At 67.6% G+C, this 15,572-nt stretch carries 15 protein-coding genes and 1 riboswitch; of the genes, 6 read left to right on the top strand and 9 right to left on the bottom strand.

Annotated elements, in window-relative coordinates; all coding sequences use genetic code 11:
* Positions 1–4: 4 nt before the first annotated feature.
* Complete coding sequence (locus SR882_RS01755; RefSeq protein WP_322521637.1) at positions 5–520, top strand: chemotaxis protein CheW; 516 nt, start codon at positions 5–7, stop codon at positions 518–520.
* A gap of 103 nt (positions 521–623) precedes the next feature.
* Here the strand turns inward: SR882_RS01755 and SR882_RS01760 are convergent, their stop codons facing one another.
* The gene (locus tag SR882_RS01760; RefSeq protein WP_322521638.1) at positions 624–1,238 is read right to left on the bottom strand and encodes a hypothetical protein; all 615 of its coding nucleotides are present in this window, start codon (positions 1,236–1,238) and stop codon (positions 624–626) included.
* Between the two features lie 39 nt (positions 1,239–1,277).
* Entirely contained in the window at positions 1,278–3,128 is a 1,851-nt protein-coding gene (locus SR882_RS01765) for a TonB-dependent receptor domain-containing protein (protein WP_322521639.1), read from the bottom strand.
* Positions 3,129–3,166: 38 nt separating this feature from the next.
* Positions 3,167–3,392: riboswitch (cobalamin riboswitch) on the bottom strand.
* 159 nt (positions 3,393–3,551) lie between these two features.
* On the opposite strand from SR882_RS01765, the gene nudE reads away from it, so the two are divergent.
* Both nudE and cysQ read left to right on the top strand, forming a co-directional pair.
* A complete protein-coding gene (nudE, locus tag SR882_RS01770; RefSeq protein WP_322521640.1) occupies positions 3,552–4,121 on the top strand; it encodes an ADP compounds hydrolase NudE in 570 nt (189 codons plus the stop codon).
* Complete coding sequence (gene cysQ, locus SR882_RS01775) at positions 4,118–4,978, top strand: 3'(2'),5'-bisphosphate nucleotidase CysQ (RefSeq protein ID WP_322521641.1); 861 nt, start codon at positions 4,118–4,120, stop codon at positions 4,976–4,978. The genes nudE and cysQ overlap by 4 nt, the downstream gene beginning before the upstream one ends.
* 91 nt (positions 4,979–5,069) lie before the next feature.
* Here the strand turns inward: cysQ and SR882_RS01780 are convergent, their stop codons facing one another.
* The 3 genes from SR882_RS01780 to hrpA form a co-directional block, all read right to left on the bottom strand.
* Positions 5,070–5,366: a YcgL domain-containing protein gene (locus tag SR882_RS01780; RefSeq protein WP_322521642.1), complete on the bottom strand. Its 297-nt coding sequence runs from the start codon at positions 5,364–5,366 to the stop codon at positions 5,070–5,072.
* Positions 5,367–5,460: 94 nt separating this feature from the next.
* Positions 5,461–6,084: a DUF4124 domain-containing protein gene (locus SR882_RS01785; RefSeq protein WP_322521643.1), complete on the bottom strand. Its 624-nt coding sequence runs from the start codon at positions 6,082–6,084 to the stop codon at positions 5,461–5,463.
* A 76-nt stretch (positions 6,085–6,160) separates the two neighbouring features.
* A complete protein-coding gene (hrpA, locus tag SR882_RS01790; protein WP_322521644.1) occupies positions 6,161–10,288 on the bottom strand; it encodes an ATP-dependent RNA helicase HrpA in 4,128 nt (1,375 codons plus the stop codon).
* Positions 10,289–10,373: 85 nt separating this feature from the next.
* On the opposite strand from hrpA, the gene SR882_RS01795 reads away from it, so the two are divergent.
* Positions 10,374–11,069, top strand: a complete 696-nt coding sequence (locus SR882_RS01795; protein WP_322521645.1) for a sulfite exporter TauE/SafE family protein — start codon at positions 10,374–10,376, stop codon at positions 11,067–11,069.
* Positions 11,070–11,099: 30 nt separating this feature from the next.
* Here SR882_RS01795 and SR882_RS01800 read toward each other — a convergent pair whose 3' ends face one another.
* The 4 genes from SR882_RS01800 to SR882_RS01815 form a co-directional block, all read right to left on the bottom strand.
* Complete coding sequence (locus SR882_RS01800; protein ID WP_322521646.1) at positions 11,100–11,378, bottom strand: acylphosphatase; 279 nt, start codon at positions 11,376–11,378, stop codon at positions 11,100–11,102.
* 23 nt (positions 11,379–11,401) lie between these two features.
* On the bottom strand, positions 11,402–12,448 hold the full coding sequence (locus SR882_RS01805; RefSeq protein WP_322521647.1) for a hypothetical protein: 1,047 nt from the start codon (positions 12,446–12,448) through the stop codon (positions 11,402–11,404).
* A 144-nt stretch (positions 12,449–12,592) separates the two neighbouring features.
* Entirely contained in the window at positions 12,593–12,808 is a 216-nt protein-coding gene (locus tag SR882_RS01810; protein WP_322521648.1) for a YgaP family membrane protein, read from the bottom strand.
* Positions 12,809–12,858: 50 nt separating this feature from the next.
* Entirely contained in the window at positions 12,859–13,173 is a 315-nt protein-coding gene (locus tag SR882_RS01815) for a hypothetical protein (RefSeq protein ID WP_322521649.1), read from the bottom strand.
* Between the two features lie 357 nt (positions 13,174–13,530).
* On the opposite strand from SR882_RS01815, the gene SR882_RS01820 reads away from it, so the two are divergent.
* Positions 13,531–14,778 (top strand): lipoprotein-releasing ABC transporter permease subunit, encoded by a 1,248-nt coding sequence (locus SR882_RS01820; protein WP_322521650.1) that lies wholly within the window; start codon positions 13,531–13,533, stop codon positions 14,776–14,778.
* 51 nt (positions 14,779–14,829) lie between these two features.
* Positions 14,830–15,531 (top strand): lipoprotein-releasing ABC transporter ATP-binding protein LolD, encoded by a 702-nt coding sequence (lolD, locus tag SR882_RS01825; protein WP_322521651.1) that lies wholly within the window; start codon positions 14,830–14,832, stop codon positions 15,529–15,531.
* The last annotated feature ends 41 nt before the right edge of the window (positions 15,532–15,572 follow it).

Consider the following 15,572-nt stretch of genomic DNA (forward strand, 5'->3'; position numbering starts at 1 on the left):
AGCCATGGCACAGCAAGATCAACCGCAAGCCGGCGAGGCCCCGATCCGCGCCGTGCGACTCCCCACGCAGCTGACCGACCTCGAGCTGCTGATCCCCTACGCGCTGATCGCCGAGATCACCGACGTTTCCCTGCCCGAGGGCAGCATTGGTCTGGGGCGAAACGAGGCGACCATCGTCAACTGGCGCGGCCAACGCGTGCCGTTGGTGAGCCTCGAGGCGATGAACGGGGAGGCCGTGCCCACCATCGGTCGGCGGGTGCGGTGCGCCATGCTCTATGGAACCGATCCCGAGCGGGCCCTGCCTTACTATGCCCTGCTCCTGTCAGGCGTGCCGCGCTCGGAGTCGGTCGAGCGTCGCCAGATCGAGACGGCGGGCCCGCAGGACAACCCGCTCTGGCAGGCCGTCGTTCGTCTCGATGGACGCCTGACGGCCATCCCGAATATCCGCGTGCTCGAGGAGCGAATCGATCAGATGCGCCTTGGCGAGGAAGAATCGCGAGAATCCCCCGCCATCGAGTAATCCCCGCCGCGACTCGTCTCAGGCATCGACGAAAAAACCCGGCCACTGTGACGTGTGCCGGGTTTTTGTTGTGCCCCGTCGATTCCGGGGTGCCGGGGGGCGGCTAGCCGTGCCGTTGCGCCCGCACACCGTCGCGAACGAGGTTCGTGGCCGCCATGCCGGCCAGCGCGACCACGCTGTAAATTGCCGCACTGGTCACATAGCCAGACAGATAGGGCATCGTGCGCTGGGCGTATTCGAATGCCACCATGGCCTCGAATTGGCCGGAGAAGGCATAGAACGTGGCGTTCGAGATGCCGAATGCGACCACGCTGCCCGCGAGCAAGGCCACGGCAATCCACGCCAGTCCCGTGAGCGTGCCTTCCGAACCGTGCGCCAATCGCTTGCCGGCCAATCGGCCCGCGCCCCAGAGGGCGGCGTAGGCGGCCAGCACACCCGGGTACGCGGGAGAGAAGCAGCTGGCCATTGCCGCGCCATCCAGCCAGACACTGCCCAGGTCGATCGCGACGGCAAGCACCAGCAGCCCGCCCAGCACCCGTGCCTGACGAAACCACAACCCGGCCAGGAAGAACACCGCCCAGGAGGTGTCCGCCAGGTGCAGCGCCGAGCTGAAGTGGTGATAGCGCGTGGCGAGCATCGAGATCGCCATGACGGCGAGCGCCGCAAGGGCGACAACTCGGCTAGCCGGGAAGAGCCGTTCTTCAATGGGATGGGGCATGGTCGGATGACGTCCTGAAAAGCCGGGGAAGGCGCTATGTTACCGGCCGTAGCGCAGGCTCACAAACACGCCACGTGGTGCCTGGTAAAAGCCGTCGACGACCTCGTAGTCACGGTCGAACACGTTATCGACGCGCGCCTCGATGCGCCAGTCAGGCGCAACCCGATAACTCCCACGCAGGTCGGCCACGACGTAGCCTTGGTTGTCATTCTCCGAGCCGCTTCGCCCACGCAAGGTGGTGCCGAGCGAAAAGGCACCCAGCTGACGGTCCACCGTCAGGCGACCGCTCCAACGGGGCTGCTTCGGCAGCGGCTCGCCCGTGGCCTCGCTCTCCGTCGACAGGTAGGTGAGGCTCGTTCGAGCAGACCACTTGTCGGTGGTCCAGCCTGCGGCGAGTTCCGCGCCGCGAATGGTTGCCTCGCTGACGTTCTCCGGCACGTAGCTAGGCGGCGGGCTCGAGATCAGATCGTCAGCAGATGAGCGGAACGCCGTTGCCTCGATAGCCCATGGCCCGCGAGTCCAGGTGACGCCGGCCCGTGACGTGCGCGTGCGCTCCGGTTCCAGGTCCGGGTTTGCCGTCGCGAAGCACAGGCCGGGGACGATGCAGTACGGCGGATAATAGAGCAGGTTGAACGATGGCACGTTGAAGGAGGTGCCGTGGCCAGCGGTAAGCGTCCAGGCATCGTCGAGCCGGTAGGCGAGATCCAGCGAGCCGGTGTTGGCCGTGCCGAACTGCTCGTTGAAATCTCGCCGCAGTGCGGCCTGGACATCCAGCCGCTCGCCCAGCCGGGTGTTGATCTGAGCAAACAGTCCTCGGTTGCGCCGAGCGTCCTCAACGTAATCAGTCGTGCTGGAGAGCTTGTCGTCGGTCTGGTCCGCCCCGAGCGTCAGGGTGGTGGATGGCCCCAGGAAGAAGTCGTTTGCCAGCGAGAGCGTGTCGCGTTGCGTGTCAAAACGCGAGTCAAAATGCCGATCGCGGAAATAGTCCTGGTCGTCGATATGCCGCCCGGCCCGGGTGCGCAACTGCCAGAAGCCGATGCGGCCGGTGGAGGCTGACAGGCCGATGGTGCGCTGCTCGATTTCGCTATTGTTGGTCGGACCGTCGTACTCGACCTCGGCGGACGCGGCCAGCACGTGGACACGCACATGGCCACCCTCGCCGAACCGGTATCCGGCCTGCAGTTGCAGCGAATCGCGTTGGTAGCCGTCGTTGTCCGGTTCGTCCGCGTAACAGGGCGGGGTATATGGGCCACCGTTCTCGCAGGCATCGAAGCCATCGGTTTCGCGGTGGGCCACACCCAGTGAATAGTCGAATGCGCCCTGGCGAGCACCGATATGGGCATCGGCCTCGCGTTGACTGCGGGAGCCGGCGCCGATTCCACCGGACAGATGACTCCCGTCCTCAGTGCCCTCTCGGGTGAAGATCTGGATCACCCCCCCGCCGGCATCCGCTCCCCATTGACCGGAGCGCGGGCCGCGTACGATCTCGATCCGTTCGATCTGTTCTAGCGGAATGTGCTCGAGATACGACTGACCGGCGGATACCGAGCCGATGCGTACGCCGTCGAGGAAAACCGCCGTCCGGTTGGCACTCTGTCCCCAGATCGACACGCTCGACAGCTTGCCGGGGCCGCCTTCATTACTGACGGTCAGGCCGGCGCGTCCGGCGAGCAGGTCCGTGATCGATCGCGCCTGGCTGCGCTCGATTTCCTCGCGCGTGATCACGGTCTCGGGCATCGCGGGGGCGATTGCCGGGGCCTCGCGGGCGGCGGTGATGTTGATCGGGCCCAGCCGGTCATTCGCTTGTAGCGGGGCGAGGGTAAGAAGGCAGGCCAGGCCGGCAAGCTTGGCGGTGAGCGACGACGGTCGCCGAGTATCAGGATGAGTCATGGAATCAGATTCACGTGACCGACCAGCCCACCGCGGGTCGGGAATACCGATCAGAGGCCGGTCTCCGGGCTCGTGGTCTAGGGAACCTCGGAATGTTCCCTGTCGGCATCGCCTTCCCGGTCCGGCGGCTGCCGGTGGACCAGTGGCTAATGATGCCGACGTCACCACCTACCGTTGCGGGGGCAGCACGGGCCTTCGACCCGTTTCCCTGTTTCAGTGCCCGCCGCGTTCCGCGGGGACACCACCTCTGACGTCGGGGCGCATTGTTTGCAATCCGTTGAACAAAGGCAAGGGAATGGCGTGAGCCATTTTCATGCTCGAGATGAATGCCATCTCGGGCGGCGAGCCTGTCGGGCCAGGCGAGCTTGTCGGCTACAATGATGGACGAGCACGAAACCCTTTTTCACCGGATCAGGCCGTGACATGCCCTCGAACGCCCCTCCCACCATCCAGGCGACCCGCACATTGGCCGAAACCCGCCTGTTTCGCGTGGAGGGCGTGGATCTGTGCTTTGCCAATGGCACCGAGGTGCAATTCGAACGCCTCAAGGGCAGCGCCAACGGTGCGGTGATCGTCGCGGCGGTCACCGATCGTGACGAGTTCGTGCTGATTCGCGAATACGCCTGCGGCACCGAGCGCTACGAACTGGGCCTTCCCAAGGGGCGGATCGATGCCGGCGAAACCCCGGTGGAGGCCGCCAATCGCGAACTGAGGGAAGAGGCCGGCTTCGCCGCCCGGCGCCTGACCCGGCTCAACGAAATGACCATGGCGCCCACCTATTCCGGCCAGCGCACGCAACTCGTGTTGGCCGAATCGCTTTACCCGGCCCGTCTGCCGGGCGACGAGCCCGAGCCACTGGAGGTCAGCTTCCTGCCGATGGCCGAGCTCGATGACTTCGCCGCCTCGGGCGATTGTTCCGAGGCAAGATCACTGGCCGCCATGTTCCTGGTGCGGGCGCACCGGCAGCAGCGGGAAAGGGAAGAGAGCGCATGACGGATCGTGTACCCCCGACGGGCGAATCGCCAGTAGGCGAAATCCTTGGTGTCGATGCGGCACTGCTTGCCGAGGTGCGGGCCATTGCCGCCGAGGCCGGGCGGGCGATCATGGCGGTCTACCAGCAGGACTTTGCCGTCGAGCGCAAGGCGGATGCCTCGCCGGTGACCGAGGCCGACCTGGTGGCCAATCAGCTGATCGCCGACCGTCTGGCCACCCTGGGTGACGGTTGGCCGATCATTACCGAAGAGGGACGGGCCCCGGCCTGGCGCGAGCGTTGCGCCTGGCCGCGTTACTGGCTGGTCGATCCGCTCGACGGCACCCGCGAGTTCGTCAAGCGCAACGGGGAATTCTCGGTCAATATCGCGCTGATCGATGGCGGTGTGCCGGTGCTGGGTGTCGTGCTCGCTCCTGCCGTCGATCTCGAGTACGCGGCGATTCGCGGTCAGGGCGCCTGGCGTTATCACGACGAGCCCGGCCCCATTCAGGTGCGTGCCCCCGCCGATCCGCCCACCCTGGCGCTGTCCCGATCGCACGCCAGCCGGCGTGAAATGCAGTTGATCGATACCTTCTCCCGGCCGGGGGCCGAGGCCAGCGTGGTGCGCTGTGGCAGTTCGCTCAAGACTTGCCTGGTGGCCGAAGGCAAGGCGGACCTCTACCCGCGGCTGGGGCCGACCTCGGAATGGGATACCGCCGCCTCGCAGTGCGTGCTGGAGGCGGCCGGCGGCGCGTTGACCGATCTCTCGGGGCGCCCACTGCGCTACAACACCCGCGAGTCGCTGCTCAATCCGATGTTCGTTGCCCACAACGGCCTGAGTCTCGATTTCGACCGATTGCACGAGATTGCCGCGCTCTAACATTGGCCGCCGGCCCGGGGGCAAGCGTTGCCCAGGGCCAGGCTTTTGCCCAGGGCCAGGCTTTCGTTACCGTCGTCGTGCGCGCCAGCCTTTAGTCGGGCGTTTCCTTGCCGGCGCGGATGCCGGCCTTGAGGTTGTCCCAGTGGGCCCAGTTCTCGGCGGTCGGCGGCATCTGAAGATGGAAGCCCAGCTTTTCAATGTGGCTGCGCACGGTGGCGGTATCGCTGCGCGCCAGCGGCCGGTCATCCGACAAGTCGAGTGCCATCACGAACGCCAGTTCGCCCAGGCGCTCGCGCACCATTGGGTCGAGTTCGTCCATCTCCTGTCCCTCGCGGACGAACAGGTACATGTCGGGGTTCTTGCGACTCTTGAAGATATGCGCCTGCATGACGGGGTCTTGGGTTGTGAATGGGGCGCCGATTGTCGCAGATTCCGCGTTCTCGGGGCAGTCGTGTCCTGGCCGTGGTTATCGCCGGTCCGGATTATCGGTAGCCCGGGAAGCCCCCCGGGTAGCGGCCGGAGTAGCCGGGCTCCTTGATCGGTCGTCCGTCGCTGGAATAGGGATCGCGTGGCGAATGATCGCCATGGGGTGGCCGATGGTAGGTCGGTGGCCTGTGGTTCGGGAAGGGACGCCCGCTATCAAACCAGAGCGAGAAGCCGTCGTCGTCCAGGCGCATGCCGCCATGCGCGGGATCGCGGTAGCGATCGTAGGGTGGCACATACCCACCCCGTGGGTAGTAGGGCAGGTAGCGGGGCTCGTCGCGCCATGGCGCGACCACGACCACCTCCGGGTTGGACAGGCGACGTTCGAGCGCGCGCCGCTCGGCCTCTTCGCGCGCCTTGCGCTCGGCCTCCTGGCGCTGGTCGTATTCCTCGGCAATCCGCTTGATGCCTTCGCGGGCCGCCTCGCCCCCGCTGCCCGCCGGTGGCGCGGTGATGGTCTGTGTTTCCATCTTGCCGGTGCAGGGCTGGTCGGAATAGATGATGCGCCCGTCGGAATGAATGCACTTGTAGACGGTTGCCGATTCCTGGGCCGAGGCGATGGACACGACCGCCCCCAAGGCCATGGCCATCGTCAGTCGTGAAGAGAGGTTCAGCCGGATCATCCTGTTCGTGCCCCCGCGTCGTTGTCCCATAGGGTATAGACCAGATAGCGGGGGTCCGGTTTCGGTCAGGCGACAGTCATTTTGGCGACAGGGCCGCCTCGACATCCTTGGCCTTGGGCGCACCCTTGCCGGCCAGCTCCTGGGCAAAGACGTCCAGGCGATGGCCTTCGAGCAGATCGAGCAGGGCCTCGCGTCGTTGCCACTCGACCAGGTCCGGCCGGCCCTTCATGAGCCGATTGCGCACCTGTTCGGCTAGCGGGGCGAATGCCACCCGCTGCATGCGATCGCGCTCCGGCTGGCGCTCGGTCTTCTCCAGGCGCTTCGCGGCGCCATCGAGATAGCGCGGCAGGGCGTCCAAGCGTTCCGGGCTGGCCAGCCAGATCATGCCGGGGTGCACCAGCAGGTCGATCTGATCGCCGATTTCCTTGGCCGCCTCGATCACCGACAACGGCAGGCGGCCGCTGAGCTGACGACGCAGGCGGTGCTGGTGCTCGAGGATGGCCTTGATCCGTTGGGCGAGTGCCATGGCCCGGCGCGGCAGCTCGCCATCGAGACGGGCAAGGCGCTGGCGGAAGGTGTCGGGGTCGCGGATCGGCGGCTGATCGGCGACGGCCAGTTCCCAGGCCGCACGGAAGATCAGTTCCTGGTCGAAGGCGCGGTCGGCCCGCCGCGAGGCCTGCATGCCCTCGGCGGGGATCGGTCGCGGTGACTTCAGACGGCTGTAGTGCAGGCGCACCGTGTCCAGCGAACGGTCGCCGCGCAAGTCGGATTCGGCCTGCCGGACCATCTGGGCGCGGCCCAGCAACATCAACCGGACCACGCCCGCCTCGTGGATCCGGCGCGCGCGCTCCGGGTCGTCGATCAACTCGATCGCCACGTGATCACCGTGGTCCACCAGTGCCGGGTGCGCCTCCACCTGCGCGCCCGCGCTCTCGACCGTGAGGGTGTCGGGCAGCTCGTCGAAGTCCCACTCGGTCGCCTGATGATCCTCCAGGCGGTGCTTGCTGCGCTGGTTGAACGCCTCCTGCGCGCGCTGTGCCTGCCGGCCGCGCAGGGCGTTGATGTCGCGGTCGGCGTCGACCGGTTCACCCTCCTCGTCGACGGCCACGAAGCGCATGCGCAGGTGCTCGTCCAGCTTCTGCTCGTCGAACAGGGCCGGGTCGACCTCGTGGCCGGTCATGCGGCGCAGTTCGTCGGCCACAGCCTGCGAGAGCGACATGTCGGTGTCGGTGATGCGATCCTCGACCGCCTCGGCAAAGCTGGGGGCCGGGACGAAATGGCGGCGCTCGGCCTTGGGCAACGCCCGGATCATCGCCTCGATCTTCTCCCGGCGCAGGCCCGGCACCAGATGCGTGGTGGGGGTGGCATCGATGCGGTTCAGCAAGCCGAGCGGTACATGCAGGCTCACGCCGTCATCCGGCTCGCCCGGGGCGAAGTGGTAGGCAAGCTTCAGTCGGTAGCGGCCCGCCTGCCAGTGGTCGGGCAGTTCGGCCAGCCGCCGGTCGTCGGGTTCGGTGGCCAGCAGATCATCACGGGTCAGTTCGAGGCTGGCCGCCGCGGCGCGGTCGCCCTTGATCCAGTGATTGAGCTTGCGGGCATCGGTGACATCGGCCGGCACACGTGCCTGGTAGAAGTCGTAGAGCACCTGGTCGTCGACCAGGAAGGCCGGGCGACGCAGCTTGGCCTCCAGCGTGCGGATCTCCTCGATCAGGGCCTGGTTGTGTTGCCAGAACGGCTGGGCTGACTCGAAATCCCCTTCGACCAGGGCCCGGCGAATGAAGACGTCACGGGCGGCGACCGGATCGATGGCGCCGAAGTCGACCCGTCGCTTGGTCACGATCGGCAGGCCGAACAGGCGCACGGTCTCGAAGGCCGTCACCCGGCCGGATTTCGGGTCCCAGCTGGGTTCGTTGTGCTCGTGGGTGACGAGATGGCCGGCCATCGGTTCGAGCCAGCGCGGATTGATCGGCGCGTTCATCCGGGCGAATACCTTGGAGGTCTCGACGATCTCGGCGGCCATCATCCACTTGGGCTGTGCCTTGACGGTCACCGAGCCGGGGAACAGGTAGAAACGCCGGTTATGCGCCCCGAGGTAGACGGTCGGCGCCCGGCGCTTCTTGCCGCGATGGTCGCCGGCGGCCTGCTGGTAGCTCTTCGGGGGAGCGGGGTCGCGCATCCCGACGTGGTCGAGCAGCCCGGCGAGTGCCGCCTGATGCAACTGCTCGATGCGCCCGGCCAGCGCCGCGGGGAGTTTCTGCTTCTCGCCTTCCTCGGGCTTGTCCGGCATCACGATCGGCTCGAACTCCGGCAGGCGGATGCGGAACATCTCGTCGACCGACTGGCGCAGCTGGCCGACCAGGTCGTGCCATTCGGTCAGTCGGTTGGCGTTGAGGTATCGCTTGATCGCCCACTGGCGTGCCTGGCGGCGGCTCTTGTGGCGGCGCACCTCGTGCCAGGCCGACCAGAGCGCGAGCGCACTGGCGAAGTCCGAATCGGCCAGGGCGAAGTCGCGGTGGGCGGCATCGGCCGCGCCCCGTGCCTCCGTCGGGCGTTCGCGCGGGTCCTGCAGGGCGAGGAAGGCGGCGACCACCAGCATGTCCTCGGTGGCCCGGTCGCCGTGCTCGCGGGCCGCGACGATCATCCGGCCCAGGGTCGGGTCGATCGGCAGGCGCGAGAGTCGGCGGCCGATCTCGGTCAGTCGGCCGGTCTCGTCGAGGGCGCGCAGTTCGAACAGGTGCTTGCGGGCCGAGGCCAGCTGGCGGGGTTCCGGTGGCTCGATGAAGGGGAACTCTTCGGCCCTCCCGAGCTTGAGCGAGTCGAGTTGCAGCAGCACCGAGGCCAGGTTGGAGCGCAGGATCTCCGGGTCGGTGAAGGCCGGCCGGCCGTCGAAGTCCTCTTCATCAAAGAGGCGGATGCAGACGCCCGGGGCGATCCGCCCGCAGCGCCCGGCGCGCTGGTTGGCCGAGGCCTGCGAGACCGGCTCGATGCCGAGCTTCTGTAGCCGGGCGCGCGGATGGTAGCGGCTGATGCGCGCCACGCCCGAGTCGATCACGTAGTGGATGCCGGGCACGGTCAGCGAGGTCTCGGCGACGTTGGTCGACAGCACGATGCGCCGTCCGGCGTGCGGGGCGAACACCCGCTGCTGGTCGGACGCCGACAGGCGCGCGTACAGCGGCAGGATCTCGGTGTTCCGCAGTCCATGGCGCGAGAGCTGGCGCTCGGTCTCGCGGATCTCGCGCTCGCCGGGCAGGAACACCAGGATGTCGCCCGGGCCCTCGTGGACCAGCTCGTCGACGGCATGCATCACGCCGCGGGCGATCGTGGAGCCCAGTTCCTCGTCGCGGGAGGCCTCCGGCGGGCGGTAGCGCACCTCGACCGGGTAGCCGCGGCCGCTGACCGAGATGATCGGTGGGCGGCCGTTGCGGTCATCGGCAAAATGTTCGGCGAAGCGCTCCGGGTCGATGGTCGCCGAGGTGATGATCAGACGGAAGTCCGGCCGGCGCTGCAAGAGGCGCTTCATCACGCCGAGCAGGAAGTCGATGTTGAGGCTGCGCTCGTGGGCCTCGTCGATGATTAGCGCGTCGTAGCGCAGCAGGTCGCGATCGTGCGTGAGCTCGGCGAGCAGCAGGCCGTCGGTCATCACCGCCACGCGGCTGTTGGGGCGGGTCTGGTCGGAGAAGCGCACCTTGTAGCCCACCGCGGTGCGCCCGTCGCCGTCGCCACGTACGCCTTCGTCGAGCTCCTCGGCCAGTCGCCGGGCGACGTTGCGCGCCGCGATCCGCCGCGGCTGGGTATGACCGATCAGCCCGCGTCGGCCGTAGCCGAGCTCGAGCAGCATCTTGGGGATCTGCGTGGTCTTTCCCGAGCCGGTCTCGCCGGCGATGATGGTCACGGGGTGGCTGGCGATGGCCGCGAGGATCTCCTCGCGCGCGCCCGAGACCGGCAGGCTGTCGGGGTAGTCGATGTCGATCGCCAGTGCCTCGCGGGCGGCGACCTCGTCGGCGGCGGCCGTCGCCCGGTCGAGCAGTCGGTGCAGGGCGTCCTCGTCGGGCGTGCCCTCCTCGAGCCGGCGCAGCTGCCGGTCGATCTGTGGCAGATGACGCAGGGCCAGGTGATCGCGATTGGCGTTGATATACGCGAGAATGCTCGCCGGATCGGCGCTGTCGACGGGATGACTCATCCGACCCATTGTACGAGATGCCATGGGCTGGATTCGTCCCGAATCGGGATAAGGGTGGTTGGCCGCCCGATGACCCGCGCCGAACACGCACTCAAGCAGAGGTTGCAGCATGCCGGAAAACGTCAGTTTCTTCGCCGCCCTGGCCGTCGGGTTTTTCGGCGGCGTTCACTGCGTGGGCATGTGCGGCGGGATCGTCGGGGCGCTGACCTTCGGCCTGCCCGCCGAGACGCGCGAGCGTGCCTCGCGGCTGTTTCCCTACCTGCTCGCCTACAACCTCGCCCGGATCACCTCCTACACCGTCGCCGGGGCGATTGCCGGGACGATCGGGCTGCTGGGGCTGTCACTGGTGCCGATGCAGCAGGCCCAGCTGGTGCTGCTGGGCATCGCCGGGCTGTTCATGGTGATGATGGGGCTGTACGTGGGTGGCTGGTGGTTCGGGCTGACGCGGATCGAGCGGTTCGGTTCGCGGTTGTGGCGCTTTATCGAGCCGGTGGGACGTCGCCTGATGCCGGTGAGCTCACCGACGCAGGCGTTCGGCCTGGGGCTGGTGTGGGGGTGGTTGCCCTGCGGGTTGGTCTACAGCGTGCTGATCTGGGCGCTATCGGCGGGCGGGCCGTTGCAGGGCGCGCTGCTGATGCTGGGCTTTGGTCTGGGCACCTTGCCCAATCTGCTCGCGATGGGCGCGTTTGCCGCGCAGTTGTCCGCCTTCGTGCGCCGCCCGTGGGTGCGCCGGGTCGCCGGCGGGATGGTGGTCGCCTTCGGCGTCTACCAGCTGCTGCTGGCCGGCGCGCGGCTGGCCGGCTGATCCCCTGGGGAGAACCCTTGGGGAGAACCCTCAGCCGCTCACCGCAAAGCCGCTCAGCCCCTCGGGCGGTTCCTCGCGCACGGCGAGGTCCTCGACCCGCGCCCGTGGCGGCCCGTCACGCAGATGTTCCAGCATCGTCGTCACCGCATCCGTCTCGCCTTCGAATACCGCCTCGACGCGACCGTCATCGAGATTGCGGACCCAGCCGGCCAGTCCCAGCGCCTGCGCCTGCTGTCGGGTGAAGTCGCGGAAGAACACGCCCTGCACGCGTCCGCTGACATGCACGTGTCGCCGGATGGTCTCTGTCATGGTCGCCTCCCTCGGGTCTGGATTCAGTCGGGCGCCCCCGCCCCGGCCGTTTGTGGGTCGTGCGTCACGCGGGCCGCCTCGGGTACCTCCAAGTGAAGCAGGGTTCCCGGCCCGGTGCCCTCGCGCACGATGTGCAACAGATGGGGGGAGCGGTCGAAGGCGATGCCCTCCCATTGATCGATGCGTGGCAGCGAACGCGACGCGACCGGTCGGCGAATGGCCTCGCTCCAGGGCTCGCCCACGTCACGGCGGAAGAAATACAACGACGAGTAGGTCAGCACCGCCAGCAGGCGGCCGTCGGGCGATAGCGCCATGCCGGTGGGCAGGCTGGTCTGGCGACCGGTCAGCGGCGAGAGCAGCCAGTTGATCGGATCGGTGGGTGCCAGCCCGCCCATCGGGCCGAGCAGGCGGGCCTCGTGCACTTCCGCGCCGGCAAGGCGCTCGCGCGGGCTGCCCTCGCCGGGAAACGCCTCGCGTGCCGACAGTGGCAGGGCGAACAGACGTGGCGGGTCCTCGCGCTTGGTGAGCAGCAGGATCTGGCCGCCTTGCGGATCGACGGCCATGGCCTCGGTGTCGGCCGGCCCGTCCGGATAGCGGAAACGCAGCAGGTGTGTCGGCGTGGCGGCAAGGGTCTTGGCCGAGGGGGGAATCGTCCCCGGTTCGTCGATGAACCACAGCACGTAGTCCGGCCAGCTTGCGCGGTTGTCGCCGGTGTCGGCGACCACTAGGCCGTGCGAGCCATCGATCCGGACGGTTTCGATTGCCTCCCAGTCGCGCTGGACGACCCCGTCCAGTTCCAGGCTCAGCCGCCATCGACCGTCGTGGTCGATGCCGTACACGAGCGGGGTGACGCGCTGCATGGAGCCGGGGTCGTTGATGTTGTCGTTATGCGTCCAGAGCAGCGAGGCATGCTGGGCGGATTGCGCCAATCCGGAGGCCTCGTCGAGGGCGCTCGGCAACTCGTGTTCCACCGGGGCGGGTGGTGCGGCCCAAGCGAACGGGCTGACGCTCCCCAGCAAGAGGAGCAGCCCGAGCGGCCAGCGGTGTGGGTCAGGTTCGATAAGGGCCATGGTCAGCGACGGGGTGAGCGGACATGGGAACGCCCCGCTCCACTCGGTGGGGCGGGGCGTGTTTCTGGAGCGGCGGTTGGCCGGATCGGTGTGCGAGAACCCTCGCCTGGCGGCGAGGCTCCCTACCGGCTGACGGTGGGGCGGTCAGGCCGGGCCGTCTCCGGACTTGTCCGTGCCGGCGCCGCGAGTGTTCATCCCGATCAGCTTGTAGACCGGGCAGAAGTTGATCACCCCGGTGGCGAGCGGAATGATGCCGATGTACCCCCACCAGCCGATCACGTCGAACAGCGCCAGGGAGATCAGCGCGACGCCGACTATGATGCGCAACCACTTGTCGATCATTCCCACATTGGCCGTCATTACAGCTTCCTCCGGTTAGACGTGTCGTTGAGTCCGTTCCGGGAGTGTAGTCACTGCGGCGGGAATTTCCCGTGCTCGACGCGGTGCAGCGCGGTGCGCTTCTCGAAGAAGATGCTGAAGTCGGCGTAGTCCCAGCGCGTGATCGGCGGGGTCGGATGCTCGCCCGTGGCCGGCACGGGGGCATGGCGACGCTCCGGCTCGCCGAAACGGGCGATGACCTGCTCCTGGGTCAGGCCGTGGACCGAGGCCGAGCCCTCGCCGGCCTGGGTAAGGCCCTGGGCGAGCGTCGGACTGGCGGCCAGGATGCCGGCGAGTGCCAGCAGGGCGGCAGCCAGCGGTCGGGCGAGATGCGTCAGCGGGGTCATGTTCGGCTCCTTGTCTTGCATTGATGGCTCGTTCCCTGAATGATCGTCTGTCGCGACCCGGCTGGCCGGGCGGTTCCGATGCCCTGCTAGAAGCGGCCCGGCGGCCGGCGCGGCGGGGCAGGCGGCGCGATTGTCGCTAGTCTGCGCCAGGCCGCCGTTGGCTGCAAGCGGGATGACCGGCGGACGCGGGACAGGCCCGAGTGGCATGGCATGCATGCCGAGTTTCCCGGGCGCGGTTTAGACTGTTGCCCGGCTCGTGGGCACGAATGGGCCGCTTCGCGGTCCAAAAGGCCCACGACGGGGCGATTCGCCTTGGCGTTCCCACGATATTCACCTACAGCACAGGCAGGGGTCTGCATGCGGCGGACATTCGAATGGATGATCGGGTTGCGCTATACGCGCGCCAAACGACGCAACCGGTTCGTGTCGTTCATTTCGGCGACCTCGATCATCGGCATCACCCTTGGCGTGACGGCCCTGATCGTGGTGATCTCGGTGATGAACGGCTTTCAGGACGAGTTGCGCGAACGCATTCTCGGCATGACCGCCCACGTCACCGTCAGCGAGCGCGGCGGCTCATTGGGTGAGTGGAAGACGGTTGCCGATCGGATTGGCGAGGAGCCATCGGTGCAGGCCATCGCGCCCTACGTGCAGGCCGAGGGGATGCTGTCGGCCGCCTCGGAGGTGTCCGGGGCGATCATCCGCGGTATCGAGCCACAGCGCGAATCACCGGTGACCGACATCGGCGCGCACATGCAGGAGGGGGCGCTCGAGGCCCTCGAACCCGGCGAGTTCGGCATCGTGCTGGGCTCCGCCCTGGCGCGCTCGCTGGGGGTGGGACTGGGTGATCGATTGATGCTGATCAGCGCGGACGTGGCCGTCACGCCGGTCGGCGGCATGTTGCGCCAGCGACGCTTCACGGTGGTGGGGCTGTTCGAGGTCGGCATGTACGAGTACGACCGCGGCACGGCAATGATTCACATGGCCGATGCCCAGGCACTGTTCCGCACCGGCGACGGCGTCTCGGGGCTGCGCCTGAAGCTCGACGACATCTTCGCTGCACCGGCCGTGGCGCGGGACCTCAACCAGCGGCTGGGCTACCCCTACGTCGCGCAGGACTGGACCCAGTCGAACGCCAACTTCTTCCGTGCCATCCAGATCGAGCGCACGGTGATGTTCATCATCCTGTCGCTGATCGTGGCGGTGGCCGCGTTCAACATCGTCTCCACCCTGGTGATGCTGGTGACCGACAAGCAGGGCGATATCGCGATCCTGCGCACGCTCGGCGCGAGTCCCGGCTCGATCATGATGATCTTCATCATCACCGGCGTGGTGATCGGTCTGATCGGCACCCTGGTCGGGGTGGGCGTGGGCGTGCTGATCGCCGAGAACATCGACGTGATCGTGCCCTGGATCGAAGGGATGGTCGGCACCCAGTTCATGCCGGCGGACGTCTACTACATCAGCGAAGTGCCCTCGCGACTCGACTGGGCCGATGTCGGCCTGATCGGCCTGATGGCCTTCGCCCTCTCGTTCCTGGCCACGCTGTATCCCGCGTGGCGCGCCTCCCGTGTCCAGCCGGCCCAAGCGCTCCGCTACGAATGATCCAGGCAATCGTCCAGGCAATGATCCAGGCAATGACCCAGGCCCTGCGTTATGAATGATCTCCGCGATACCCCTCGGTTGGTACTCGAGGCAAAGGAACTCACCCGCACCTTCCGCGAGGGCAGCCTCAATGTCGAGGTGCTACGCGGCATCGACCTGGCCATTCACGCCGGCGAGCGGATGGCGATCGTCGGGGCGTCCGGGGCGGGCAAGTCCAGCCTGCTCTCTCTGCTGGCGGGGCTCGACCAGCCCACCGCGGGCGAGGTGTGGCTGGCAGGCCAGCGTTTCTCGGCGATGGGCGAGCGCCGTCGGGGTTTGCTCCGCAACCAGCATCTGGGCTTCGTCTACCAGGCCCATCACCTGCTGCCGGAATTCTCGGCGCTCACCAACGTGGCGATGCCGTTGATCATCCGCCGCGAGCCGCGCGAGCAGGCCGAATCGCAGGCCCGCGCCCTGCTCGAGCGCGTCGGTCTGGGGCATCGGCTCGATCATCGCCCCGGTGAGCTTTCGGGCGGTGAGCGCCAGCGTGTCGCCATCGCCCGGGCGCTGGTCACCCGGCCGGCGGTGGTGCTGGCCGACGAGCCGACCGGCAACCTCGATACCCGCAGCACCGAGGCGGTCTTTCAGGCCATGCTCGAACTCAATCAGGCCATGGGTAGCGCCATCGTTCTGGTCACTCATGATCTTGAGTTGGCCGCCCGGATGGATCGCACCCTGCACATCGCCGACGGCGTGATCACCGATCCCGCCTGAGTCGGGTCGTTATCGCGGCCGAGGTCGGGCCGGCGGCGCCC

It is taken from the genome of Guyparkeria halophila (genome assembly GCF_034479635.1).
GTDB lineage: Bacteria > Pseudomonadota > Gammaproteobacteria > Halothiobacillales > Halothiobacillaceae > Guyparkeria > Guyparkeria halophila.